General features: G+C 67.0%; 13 protein-coding genes. 8 read left to right on the top strand and 5 right to left on the bottom strand.

Going from position 1 to position 11,305, the window contains the following annotated elements:
* Nucleotides 1-43: 43 nt before the first annotated feature.
* Genes V1Y59_RS18060 through V1Y59_RS18035 form a run of 6 tightly spaced genes read left to right on the top strand, consistent with a single transcriptional unit; the run spans nt 44 to nt 5,780 of the window.
* Complete coding sequence (locus V1Y59_RS18060) at nt 44-1,222, top strand: ABC transporter substrate-binding protein (protein WP_330506333.1); 1,179 nt, start codon at nt 44-46, stop codon at nt 1,220-1,222.
* Entirely contained in the window at nt 1,222-2,553 is a 1,332-nt protein-coding gene (locus V1Y59_RS18055) for an FAD-binding oxidoreductase (RefSeq protein ID WP_330506332.1), read from the top strand. Before V1Y59_RS18060 ends, V1Y59_RS18055 begins: the two co-directional genes overlap by 1 nt.
* Nucleotides 2,553-3,320 (top strand): creatininase family protein, encoded by a 768-nt coding sequence (locus V1Y59_RS18050; protein WP_330506331.1) that lies wholly within the window; start codon nt 2,553-2,555, stop codon nt 3,318-3,320. The genes V1Y59_RS18055 and V1Y59_RS18050 overlap by 1 nt, the downstream gene beginning before the upstream one ends.
* On the top strand, nt 3,317-3,928 hold the full coding sequence (locus tag V1Y59_RS18045; protein WP_330506330.1) for a pyridoxine/pyridoxamine 5'-phosphate oxidase: 612 nt from the start codon (nt 3,317-3,319) through the stop codon (nt 3,926-3,928). The genes V1Y59_RS18050 and V1Y59_RS18045 overlap by 4 nt, the downstream gene beginning before the upstream one ends.
* Nucleotides 3,925-5,322, top strand: a complete 1,398-nt coding sequence (locus V1Y59_RS18040) for an amidohydrolase family protein (RefSeq protein WP_330506329.1) — start codon at nt 3,925-3,927, stop codon at nt 5,320-5,322. The genes V1Y59_RS18045 and V1Y59_RS18040 overlap by 4 nt, the downstream gene beginning before the upstream one ends.
* A complete protein-coding gene (locus V1Y59_RS18035) occupies nt 5,319-5,780 on the top strand; it encodes a cupin domain-containing protein (RefSeq protein WP_330506328.1) in 462 nt (153 codons plus the stop codon). Before V1Y59_RS18040 ends, V1Y59_RS18035 begins: the two co-directional genes overlap by 4 nt.
* On the opposite strand, the gene V1Y59_RS18030 is transcribed toward V1Y59_RS18035, so the two are convergent.
* From V1Y59_RS18030 to V1Y59_RS18020, 3 genes are all read right to left on the bottom strand, one after another.
* Nucleotides 5,743-6,090: a hypothetical protein gene (locus V1Y59_RS18030; RefSeq protein ID WP_330506327.1), complete on the bottom strand. Its 348-nt coding sequence runs from the start codon at nt 6,088-6,090 to the stop codon at nt 5,743-5,745. The two genes, V1Y59_RS18035 and V1Y59_RS18030, sit on opposite strands and share 38 nt — an antisense overlap.
* 74 nt (nt 6,091-6,164) lie before the next feature.
* On the bottom strand, nt 6,165-6,569 hold the full coding sequence (locus tag V1Y59_RS18025) for a hypothetical protein (RefSeq protein ID WP_330506326.1): 405 nt from the start codon (nt 6,567-6,569) through the stop codon (nt 6,165-6,167).
* Between the two features lie 22 nt (nt 6,570-6,591).
* Complete coding sequence (locus V1Y59_RS18020) at nt 6,592-7,392, bottom strand: TetR/AcrR family transcriptional regulator (protein WP_330506325.1); 801 nt, start codon at nt 7,390-7,392, stop codon at nt 6,592-6,594.
* A 96-nt stretch (nt 7,393-7,488) separates the two neighbouring features.
* Here V1Y59_RS18020 and V1Y59_RS18015 point away from each other — a divergent pair, with 96 nt between their 5' ends.
* Nucleotides 7,489-8,469, top strand: a complete 981-nt coding sequence (locus V1Y59_RS18015; protein WP_330506324.1) for an ATP-binding cassette domain-containing protein — start codon at nt 7,489-7,491, stop codon at nt 8,467-8,469.
* On the top strand, nt 8,466-9,287 hold the full coding sequence (locus tag V1Y59_RS18010; protein ID WP_330506323.1) for an ABC transporter permease: 822 nt from the start codon (nt 8,466-8,468) through the stop codon (nt 9,285-9,287). The genes V1Y59_RS18015 and V1Y59_RS18010 overlap by 4 nt, the downstream gene beginning before the upstream one ends.
* Here V1Y59_RS18010 and V1Y59_RS18005 read toward each other — a convergent pair whose 3' ends face one another.
* Both V1Y59_RS18005 and V1Y59_RS18000 read right to left on the bottom strand, forming a co-directional pair.
* On the bottom strand, nt 9,288-9,767 hold the full coding sequence (locus tag V1Y59_RS18005; RefSeq protein ID WP_330506321.1) for a hypothetical protein: 480 nt from the start codon (nt 9,765-9,767) through the stop codon (nt 9,288-9,290).
* A 121-nt stretch (nt 9,768-9,888) separates the two neighbouring features.
* A protein-coding gene (locus tag V1Y59_RS18000) for an IS3 family transposase (protein WP_330506320.1) occupies nt 9,889-11,132 on the bottom strand; the annotation gives its coding sequence in 2 pieces (ribosomal slippage) (nt 9,889-10,841 and nt 10,841-11,132; 1,245 coding nt in all).
* Nucleotides 11,133-11,305 lie beyond the last annotated feature (173 nt).

Raw genomic sequence — 11,305 nt, 5'->3', positions numbered from 1 at the left:
CGCTCGTCTCGTCGTATCCGCACGTCCACAACCGAAGGAAGACATGAGAAACCACACCTGGCGCCGCCTGTCCAAGAGCACCGGTATCGCGGCGGTTGCCGCAGCCGTCGCCCTGACCGCAGCCTGCGGTTCCGACAGCGGCACCGAATCGTCCGGCTTCGACGGTGCGATCGGCCCAGTCGACCTCAGCCAGAACTGTCCCGCCAAGATCGTCGTGCAGACCGACTGGAACCCGGAGGCCGAGCACGGACACCTCTATCAGCTTCTCGGCCCCGACAACACCACGATCAACGCAGAGAACAAGCGCGTGGTGGGACCGCTGTTCGACGGCGGCGAGTACACCGGTGTGGACCTCGAGATCCGTTCCGGCGGACCGGCCATCGGCAACCAGACGGTCACCTCCCAGATGTATGCCGATCCGGACATCATGCTCGGCTACGTCGACACCGACCAGGCGGTACAGAACTCGCAGTCGAATCCGACCACCGCGGTGATGGCGCCGCTGGACATCAGCCCGCAGATGATCATGTGGGACCCGGCGACCTACCCGCAGGTGCAGGGCATCGCCGACCTCAAGGGTGTCGACGCCCGGGTGCTCTACTTCGAGGGCTCCACCTACATGAGCTACCTGACCGGTTCGGGCATCCTGTCGCCGGAGCAGGTCGACGGCAGCTACGACGGCACGCCCGCGAACTTCGTCGCCGACCAGGGCCGCGCCGCCCAGCAGGGCTTCGCCAGCTCCGAGCCGATGGTGTACGAGGAAGAAGTCGAGGGCTGGATGAAGCCCGTCGACTACCAGCTGGTGCACGACGTGGGCTTCCCGATCTACAAGTCCGCCCTGTCGGTGCGCTCGGGTGACCTGGAAGCGAACGCCGCCTGCCTCGAGCAGCTGGTGCCGGTGCTGCAGCGCGGCGCTGTCGACTACATGGCCAATCCCGATGCGGCCGACGCAGTCATTGTCGATGCGGTGGAGCAGTACAACACCGGCTGGGTGTACACCGACGCCAACGCCGAGTACGCGGTGCGGACCATGGCCGAGCAGAACCTCGTCGGCAACGGACCCAACGCCACCATCGGTGACTTCGACCCGGCCCGCGTGGAGCGTGTCATCGAGGTGACGACACCGATCTTCGCCGAGCAGGGCACCCCGGTCGCCGACGGCCTCACCGCAGAAGCTGTGTCCACCAACCGGTTCATCGACACCTCGGTGGGCATGCCGTGATGCCCGCCCCCGTGGTGAGCGTCGACACCGACGACGGGCGCCCCGATTTCGGGCCCGACGACGTGGACGCGCTCGCCGACGATCTGCTCGCCATCCTGGGACCGCGCGGTGTCGGTACGCTGCCGCGCGCCCTGGAGCGGGCCGGTCGTGACGGGTCGGGCATGAGTCCGATCCTGTCGGCCCAGCAGCTCGGCACACCCGACCTGGTCTGCTACCCGCGCACCGCCGACGTGGTCCCGGCCATCGTCCGCGCAGCGGTCGCGCGGGGCGTGCCGATCACCACCCGCGGCAAGGGCACCGGCAACTACGGCCAGGTGATCCCGCGGTTCGGCGGCCTGGTGTTGGACATGACGTCGCTGACCGAGATCCATTCCGTCACTGACCGTGCCATCACCGCGCAGGCCGGTGCCCGGATGATCAACCTGGAACAGACCGCGTGGCAGCACGGCAGCCAGTTGTGGATGTATCCGTCGACCGTGCAGTCCACCCTGGGCGGATTTCTCGCGGGCGGATCGGCCGGAACAGGCACCATCGTGCACGGCCGCAACCATGAGGGATTCGTCGACGCCCTTGACGTGGTCTATGCCACCGAGGACGCCGAGCTCGTGCATCTCGACGGGGCGGATGCGCAGCCGTTCGTGCACACCTACGGTGTCGCCGGGATCATCGTGAGTGCGTCGGTCCGCCTCGAGCCGCTTCAGCAATGGCGTTGTGTCTACGCCAGTTTCGCCACCCAGCGGGAGGCATTCGACGCGGCCTACCGGGTGTCGACCATCGAGCCGAAGCCACGCCTGCTGTCGGCGGACGGTCCGATGATCGTCGACGCCCTGCCCGAGGACCCGGCATTCGTGTCCGGCCGGGCCAACGTGCGCGGGATCATCGATTCCCGCGCCGTCGAGGAGGCCACCGACCTGCTCGTCGCCGGCGGTGGCCGGATCGAGGCGGTTCGCGAGGGCATCGCGGAAACGGTGAAGTTGTCCACCCTCTCCTACAACCATCCGACCTGGTGGTTGCAGAAAGCTCAGCCGGACAAGTGGTTTCACATGGAATGCCGCGGCGACGCGCTGGTCACCCGGCTCGACGAGGTCGAGCAGGTCTACGAGGGCGGCATGGTGCACCTCGAGGTGGGTCACGAGATGATGTTCGGCATGCTCAACGGGATCTACCGTGACCCGCAGCAGGTCATCGACGGGGTTCCGGTGCTCGAGGAGCTCGGCGTCGGCATCCATTCGCCGCATCAGTGGTATGTCGACCTCGACGCCGAGCGGGTGCAGGCACTGGCCGCGCAGACCGACCCGAAAGGTCTGCTCAATCCCGGGAGGTGGATGTGATGGCGCACCGGCGCTACGCCGAACTCACCACGGCGGAGGTCTCCACCGCACTGTCGCGGGATTCGATCCTGGTGTTACCGACCGGGGCCATCGAGCCGCACGGGCCGCACCTGCCGCTGGCGACGGACCTCATTGTCGCCGAGGCGATGTCGGAAGCGGTGGTAGAGCGTGGCGCTGACGCCGGACACGACGTGTGGCTGCTTCCCGCCCTGGGGTACACTAAGTCCGACGAACACGCGCACCTGCCCGGGACGATGTGGCTGCGGGCGTCGACGCTGTTCGAGACGCTCGTCGACATCGGTGCGTCGATGGCGCAGACACCGGCACGCCGACTGCTGTTTCTCAACGCGCACGGCGGGAACTCCGCACTGATCGAGGTGGCTGCGCGGGAATTGCGTCGTCGCTTCGACCTGCAGACGTTCTTCTCCTCCGGCCCCGGGCAGCCCGGACCCACAGAACGCGGTCTCGGCATCCACGCCGGGTGGGCGGAGACGTCGATCATGCTGCACCTGAGGCCCGACCTGGTCCAGATGGATCAGGCCGTCGCGTCGGTGGCCGACGCCGTCGCCGACCACGAGCATGTGGGATTCACCAAACCGGTCAAGTTCGGCTGGCTCGCCACCGATTTCGCCGACTCGGGCGTCATCGGCGACCCGACCGGTGCGGACGCCGGGATCGGGGAGAAGCTGTTCGACGAACGCGTCAGCACCCTGGTGTCGTCGCTCGGCGAGATCGCCACCTTCGACCCAGGCCGGGTGCGCCGGTGATCACCAGCGGCACGGACTTCGGAACCGACTGCGACGCCGCGAATTACCGCACCACCGAACCGATGGCGCTGCTGCGGCAGTGGCTGCCGGCCGCGGACAGCCCGCCGCCGCTGATGTCTCTGGCCACCTGCGGCCGCGACGGCTATCCGCGGGTGCGGCACGTGCTGTTGAGTGAAGCCGACGACACCGCCGTCTACTTCCACACCGACAGCAGGTCGTCGAAGGTGGCCGAACTGTCCGAACGGCCACGCGCTGCCATCGCACTGGCGTGGCCCGGGGTCGGCCGGCAGGTCGTCGCACACGGTGACGTGCATCCCGCGTCCGATGGCGAGCTACAGCAGGCGTTCTCGCGACGGACCCGCTATCTTCAGCTGCTCGCCTGGCTCAATGACGACGAGACCGCCCTGCAGTCACCGGAGGATCGTCATCGTCGATGGGCCGAGTTCGACGCCGAGCACCCGGTTCTGCAGGCACCCGCCACCTGGACCGGGTTTGCTGTCGACCTGCACGAGATCACCTTCTGGCGCGGTGATCCGGATGGCCCGTCGCAGCGGGTACGGTTCCACCGCAGCGGAGACGAATGGACATCGGAGGTACTGCCCGGATGACCGCGGCAACATTCCACAACGCACTGATCCTGCCCGTGGCCGGCGAGCAGCCCTGGTTCTGGGGTTGGCTGTCGGTCGACGACGACGGCCGGATCTCCGGGATGGGCGAGGGCGCACCACCTGCGGACGCACCGTCGCCTCGCCATGACCTCGACGGCCGTTTTCTGGCACCGGGTTTCGTGTCGGCGCACAGCCACATCTACACCGGGGGCATGCGTGGGGTCGCGCCGAGTAGTCCGCTCTACGAGTGGGTGTCCCTCAACGGGCAGATGCTGCTCGGCGCCGATTCCGAGGACCTCTATTGGATGACCCTGGCGGGTGGGCTCGACCATCTCTCCAACGGCATCACGTCGGTGTACAACTTCACCCAGTCGCGGGTGGTGTCCATCTTCGACTACGAGCGGTCGGTCCTCGCGCCGCAACGGGTCCATTCGCCGGAGTTCGTCACCCGGCAGATCGACGGCCTCGCCGCCTCCGGCATCCGCTTCGTCACCAGCGTGCGCCTCGACGACGAACAGCTGCGCGAGGACGACGCATTCACCGGATTCGACACGGCCATGCGGCATCTCGATACCGTGCCGGCCGACCAGAATCTCGGTGGGTCCGTGTACGGGGCGGTGCAATGGTCGTCGTCACCGGCGACCGCCGAACGTGAACGCACCCTGATGAGCAGCTACGGCATCACCAATCAGGCGCATTTCGTGGAGACCGCCGAGCAGATCGAGATCCAGCAAGCCAAGTTCGACTGGTACGACGCCGCCGGAGTCCTCGGGCCCGGCTTCGCGTTCGGCCACTTCGTCCATCCCACCGACGAGATGGTGACCCGCGTCCGCGACACCGGTTCCGCGGTGGTGTGGCAGCCGATGTCCAACGGACGGCTCGGGTCGGGCATCGCCGATGTTCCTCGGCTGCTTCGCGATTCGGTGACGGTCGGGATGGGTGTCGACGACCAGTCCTGCACGGATGTCTCAGATCCGTTCGAGAACATGCGGACCGGGCTGTTCCTGCAGCGCGGGCTGCACAGTGATCCGGGTCTGCTGACACCGGCCGATGTGCTTACGCTGCATACGCTCGGATCGGCCACGGCCATCGGAGTCGCCGACCGGGTGGGTTCACTGGAGGTCGGAAAGTTCGCGGATCTGCTGATCGTCGACCCGTACTCGCCGCACACCGGACCCATCTGGGACCCAGTCGCCACCTATGTGCTGGGCTGTGGGCTGCGTAATCTGCACGAGGTGATCGTCGGCGGCTCGTCGGTGTGGCGTCGCGGTGTCGACAATCCGCAGCGTGCGCGTGCGGATCACGAACTCACCGAACGGATGATCGCGTCTGCGGCAGGTTCCGGGATTCACCCGGTGCGGCTGTCGGCCCCGGCAGGAACGGCCGGCTCGTGATCGCCGCTCCCGTCGTCGCGGACGTCGATGCGCTGCACGGCTACAAGATCAGTCCCGACGACACCGTCACCCTCGCGGTGCTGTCCGGACCGGAGACTTCTGGTTCGGACACCACTGTGTGCCTGGAGATCTGGGAGCCGCTCGGTGCGCAGCCACCCAACAGCCATCCCGAGTCGACCGAGACCTTCGTGATCGTGGCAGGTGATGGTGTCGCCTACTCCGATGACCACGTGCGGCCGGTGTCGGCGGGGACGATCATCGTCCTGCCGAAAGGGTCGGTGCACCGCATCGTCAACTCGTCGGACACGGAGAAGATGTACGCGATCACCGTGATGGAACGTGACGGCGGCTTCGAGGACATGATCCTGCGGGGTACGCCGGTCGCGTTGTCGGACGAGGATCGTGCCGTGCTCGGGGCGGCTACGGGCCGACCGACCAGCGACCCTGCGCGCACATGACCGCCTTGCCCTTGGGTGTCACGGCGACCGAGTACTGGCCCGAACACGGTTGTCCGGGAGTGCGGGTCACCGGATCGGCCGGTGCCACGCGCACCCACTTGAAGCCGCCGCTGCCGCCCATGTAGGCGCAGACGGTGGGCACACCGTTCGGCTGATTCCGGTAGTCCCGGACCTCGGCTTTGGTGCACGGGGCGCCGATCCGTGGTGGACTCGCGTCCGCGCCGGGAACGTCCTGGAGGAGAATCACGCCACCGGCCACCACTCCTACCGCCGCCATCGTCGGACCCAGTCGGGATTGACCCAGTTTCATGGTCGAACGGTAACCGGCGTGCGCGAGCGTCCGGTACCGGCTCGTCGCGAATTCGGTTGGTTGATCGACGCGAGTCAATGGGCCGCCACCAGCCGGCAAACGATGAGCACCACCAACCCCATCAGCCCCGACATCGCCAGCAGGAACGCGGTCCCCGCCGTCGCGGGGTCCATCGCGGTGACCGCCCAGACGGCAGCGATCGCCGAGACGATGACGACGAGCAGACCGAGATCTCGCACCAGCTCCCATCGCAGGGGTGATTGCGTCGCCAACATCACCATGCCGAGGTAGCTGCACGTGTTGACCGCGCCGACGAAGATGGCGAACGGAGCGTTGTACGCGACATCTGCCAGTACCGGGACCGTCGTCAGGGCGAGCGTCGCGATAGTCCCGACCAATCCGACGATGATGACCAGGACATTCTCGCGGAGGTCTCGGGCGCGGCCGTCCCCGCCGGTCGGCTGCTGAAGGTCAGGCATCGTCGATCACCGGCTCCATCCGCTATCTCGCCTTCTCCTCCACGAATCGCTCGATCCCATCGAGGACCACTCGCAGGCCGAACTGCAGATCCTGCTCCAGGCCGGTCGGATCGGCGCCGGCGATGGCCTCCGCGATGTGCGGAAACCGGTCCGGCCCCGCGACGGTCGCCATCAGCGCTTCGAACCCGGAGTAGGGGTTGGCGGCCTCGACGGCGGCCGGGTCCAGCGCGGAGAACGGGGTGGAGTCGTCGAGGCCTGCCTCTCGACGGACGACGGCCGCCGCGGCGCGCCGCGATTCCACCTCGACGTGTCCTTGGCCGAGCACGAACTGACTGAGCAGGCCGAGGATCGCCAGTTTGTCGATGAAGGAGATGTCGAGTTCGCGCAGAATGCCGAATCCCGCGTCGATCCATTCCATGCGTTGCGGCCCGGGTACCACCGACGACAGCGGGAGGTCGAGCATCCAGGGCCGCGCGAGCATGCCCTCGACCTGCGTGGTCGCCCAGCGTTCGAGCCCTTCACGCCACGTGAGGCCATCGGTGTCGGGAAGCGTCATCAATCCGCCGACGGCGTCGGCCATCAGCACCAGCAACTCATCCTTGTTCGCCACATGGCGGTACAACGCCATCGAGGTGCATCCGAGAGCCTCCGCAACCTTCGCCATCGACACCGCGGCAATCCCGTCGGCGTCCGCGATCTCGATCGCCGCGCGGACGATCGACTCCACGCTCAACGCAGGCTTCGGTCCACGCTTGCCGCTGACCCCGCCGAACCACAACCGCTGAACCGTTCCCGGGAATTCGTCGGGCCCGCTGTCACTCACGTCCTCATCATCCACTGCACCCTTGCCGTACACCACTAACTGTGTCTACCATAAACCTGTTGTTTATGACGTAAACAGTTAGCTGAGGAGCCGACAATGTCCGATGAAGTGGTGAGCGCGACCGGACTGCACAAGTCCTTCGGCCACGGAAACAAGCAGGTCGAGGTGCTCAGCGGCGTCGACCTCACGCTGGCGCGCGGCGAGGTCCTCGCGCTGCTCGGGCCGAACGGCGCGGGCAAGACGACGACCGTTCGGATTCTCACGACACTGCTCCGCCCGGACTCCGGGTCTGCATCTGTCGACGGATTGGATGTGGTGTGCGACGCCCATCGGGTGCGCGAGATCATCAGTCTCACCGGACAATACGCGGCCGTCGACGAGAAGCAGACCGGCCGGGAGAACCTGACGATGATGGGGCGGCTCGCGCATCTGTCGCGCCGCACGATCGGATCTCGGGTCGACGACTTGCTCGACGGTTTCGACCTGGTCGGCGCGGCCGACCGTCGCGTCGACACCTACTCCGGCGGTATGCGCCGTCGACTGGATCTCGCTGCCGGCCTCCTCACCCGGCCGCAGGTGCTGTTCCTCGACGAGCCGACCACCGGGTTGGACCCGCGCAGTCGGCAGACGATGTGGGAGGTGATCCGCGGCGTGGTCGCCGAGGGCACCAGCCTGTTCCTCACCACCCAGTACCTCGAGGAGGCCGACCAACTCGCCGATCGGATCGCGCTCATCGACGATGGTCGGGTTGCCGCGGAAGGCACACCGGCGCAACTGAAACGGCGCGTCGGAGACGCCGGTGTGGAGTTCACATTCGGCTCCGATCGCGACGCGCAGCGGGCGTCGGAAGCGTTGGCCTCCTTCGCGCCGACGGTCACCGACACAGTGGTGCGTGTCCCCACCGACGGCACCGTCGAACACGCCCGGACCGTGTTGGCGGCCGCCGCGGACTCGCCCGTGGTGCCGGTCTCGTGGGACCTGCGCGCCCCGACCCTCGACGACGTGTTCCTTGACCTCACCGGCCACGGAGTACGCACTGCCCCTGCAGATCCCGACAAGGAAGAGGTGGCGGCATGACCACGCTCGCACCCACCCCGGCCCGTGGCGGCCGGCTTCGCAACGCTGCCGACGACCTCTCGACGATGGTCGGTCGGTCGTTCCGCCTCACCCGGCGGGACCCCGACGAACTGATCATGGCGCTGGTCCTGCCGACCAGCATCCTGGTGCTGTTCGTCTACGTCTTCGGCGGGGCGATCTCGATCGGCGTCGACTACATCACCTACGCCACCCCGGGCGTCATCCTGCTGTGCGCGGGTTACGGGGCGTCGAACACCGCGATCGCCATCTGCCAGGACATGACCAGCGGCGCGATGGATCGGTTCCGGTCGCTGCCCATCGTGAGCGCGACGGCGGTCGGCGGGCACATCGTCGTGAGCGTGTTGAAGAACCTGGTCACCACCGCGGTGGTGCTCGCCGTCGCCGTGGCCATCGGCTTCCGGCCGTCGGCCGATCCGCTGGAATGGCTGGGCGCGATCGGCATGGTCGTCGCCTACGTCACGGCCATCACCTGTGTGGCCGCCCTCATCGGCGTCACCGTGCGAAGTCCCGCTGCCGCCGGTGGTTTCGGGTTCGTGATGCTGTTCCTGCCGTACGTGTCGAGTGCGTTCGTGCCGCCGGAGACGATGCCGACATGGATGCGGGGCTTCGCCGAGCACCAGCCGATCACCCCGGTCATCGAGACCCTCCGCGGGCTGCTGGTGGGGTTGGGTACCGACGGTCAGCCGGTCGCGGACCTCGGCTCGACGGCCGCTCTCGCGCTGGGGTGGTGTGCCCTGATCTCGATCGTGTTCGCCGGCGCCGCGGCGTGGGTGTTCAACCGGCGGCGGTACGCGTAGTCAGGTGAAGGCTTCGGCCGACGCGCGCTGATGCAGCTCCTGCAGTGTGCTGACCTGTCGTTCGGCGCGATCGTTCAGCTGGCGAAGCCGCTCGACGGTCGGCGGGTCGACGACGTCGTCGCCGAGGGCGAGGCCGAACTCCCACATCGCCTTCTTCGCCAGTACCAGCGATCGCATCGCCTCCAGGGCGAGCACGCGGCGGAATCGGCCACGGGTGGGCCGCAACGGTGCGGCCAGGGTGCGTGCCGCCGCGGTGACGGCGAAGGCCGGCGTCACCCACAGTTCGCGGACTCCGCTCACCGACGACGCCCACGTGCGGGTGAAGTCGACCTCGTCGGCGAGGTCGTGCGGCATGTTGTCGAGGGTGTGGTCGGTCCACGGGTCGGCTACGAGGAGTTCGGCGAGCCGGATGCCGGCACCGGCGCCCAGGAGGTGCATGCGCAGGTAGGTGGCGAGGAGTTGGCGGCGGTAGGGGGTCATGGGTGGTGAGTACCCAGGGCGGATCTCGATACGCCCTCCGCTAGCGCTCCGGGCTACTAATGGGAGCTACTGGGTCTGGTCGTGAGTTTGGGTCAGACTTGAAGTACCCCAGGTTTAGTTCCTATGTGGGTGCGAGGGCCGGGACGGCGGTCTCGCGGATATGTGAGGTCCCGGTGAAGGTGGCCTCGTATTCGGCTGGGGTGCGGTAGCCGAGGGCTTCGTGCAGGCGCTGATGGTTGTACCAGCAGACCCATTCGCAGGTGGCCAGCTCGACCTGCTCGACGGTGCGCCAGGGTCGGCGGTGGCGGATCAGTTCGGTCTTGTAGGCGGCGTTGACGCTCTCGGCGAGGGCGTTGTCGTAAGAGTCGCCGACGGTGCCGACCGAGGGAATGATTCCCAACTCGATCAACCGGTCGGTATAGGTCAGCGACAAATATTGCGACCCTCGGTCGGAATGATGTGTCAACCCGGATAGATCGGTACCGGACTGCCACACAGCATGATTGAACGCCTGCAACGGCAGGTCCTCGGTCCGCATCGTCGAGGCGACCTGCCAGCCCACGATCATCCGGGTACAGGCGTCGGTGACGAACGCGGTGTAGGCGAAGCCCTGCCAGGTGCGCACATACGTGATGTCGACGACCCACAGCCGGTTCGGTTGATCGGCCTGGAATCGACGGTTGACCCGGTCAGCCGGTACCGATGCGATCGGATCCGGGCGGGTGGTGAACACCTTCGCCGCGCGCTGCACCCCCTGCACCCCGGCGCAGCGCATCAGCCGGCGGGTTCGTTCGCGGCCCACGTCGTGGCCGGCCCGACGCAACGCGGCGTGCATCTTCTTGACCCCGTAGACCGAGAAGTTGTCGGCATGGATTGTGCTGATGACCTCGATCAGCTGCGCATCGCGCTGTGCCCGGGCCGAGATGGTGCGGGCTTTGGCCGCCCGGTAGCCGCGTGAGGTCAGAAATCCCACACCCGCCGCACGCAATGTGCGGCAGATGAACTCGACCCCGAAGTGATCGCGGTGGGTATCGATGAACGCGATCATCTCGTCGTGGGCCGGTCGAGTTCCGCAGCGAAAAACGCGCTCGCCGATTTCAACAACTCGTTGGTCTGTTCCAGCTCAGCAACCCGCTTCTTCAGCCGCCGGATCTCGGCATGCTCATCACTGGACGTACCGCGCCGCTGACCGGCATCGACCTGCGCCTTACGCCGCCACCGCCGCAGCGTCTCCTCAGCGATCTTCTGCCGACCGGCGACCTGACGGATCGCCTCGAACTCCGAGAGCTCGACGTCAGCCTCCAACGCCGTCTCCAACATGCGCACACACCTCTGCCGGAACTCCGGCGGATACTGACGTGGCATAGCTCCATCCTCCTATAGAAGTCGGAACTAAACCTGGGGTACTTCAACTTGGTGTTGGTGGCTGCTGCTGGGTGAGCACTCGTGCCTACGGAACCGTTGATGGCGAGTTCTGGATCGAGACCGTGCCCCTGGTGGTCGGCCGAGAGGGTGTGATTGCTGCTGGGATGTCGTGC

Source organism: Gordonia prachuapensis (assembly GCF_036350515.1).
Classification (GTDB): Bacteria; Actinomycetota; Actinomycetes; order Mycobacteriales; family Mycobacteriaceae; genus Gordonia; species Gordonia prachuapensis.
The sequence above is the reverse complement of the archived record's forward strand: the minus strand, read 5'-3'. Positions and strand labels throughout refer to the sequence as shown.

Bases quoted from the DNA above. Each gene is read 5' to 3' on its own strand.
- V1Y59_RS18060 (WP_330506333.1), top strand. From the start codon at position 44: ATGAGAAACCACACCTGGCGCCGCCTGTCCAAGAGCACCGGTATCGCG.
- V1Y59_RS18055 (WP_330506332.1), top strand. From the start codon at position 1,222: ATGCCCGCCCCCGTGGTGAGCGTCGACACCGACGACGGGCGCCCCGAT.
- V1Y59_RS18050 (WP_330506331.1), top strand. From the start codon at position 2,553: ATGGCGCACCGGCGCTACGCCGAACTCACCACGGCGGAGGTCTCCACC.
- V1Y59_RS18040 (WP_330506329.1), top strand. From the start codon at position 3,925: ATGACCGCGGCAACATTCCACAACGCACTGATCCTGCCCGTGGCCGGC.
- V1Y59_RS18030 (WP_330506327.1), bottom strand. From the start codon at position 6,090: ATGAAACTGGGTCAATCCCGACTGGGTCCGACGATGGCGGCGGTAGGA.
- V1Y59_RS18025 (WP_330506326.1), bottom strand. From the start codon at position 6,569: ATGCCTGACCTTCAGCAGCCGACCGGCGGGGACGGCCGCGCCCGAGAC.
- V1Y59_RS18015 (WP_330506324.1), top strand. From the start codon at position 7,489: ATGTCCGATGAAGTGGTGAGCGCGACCGGACTGCACAAGTCCTTCGGC.
- V1Y59_RS18010 (WP_330506323.1), top strand. From the start codon at position 8,466: ATGACCACGCTCGCACCCACCCCGGCCCGTGGCGGCCGGCTTCGCAAC.
- V1Y59_RS18005 (WP_330506321.1), bottom strand. From the start codon at position 9,767: ATGACCCCCTACCGCCGCCAACTCCTCGCCACCTACCTGCGCATGCAC.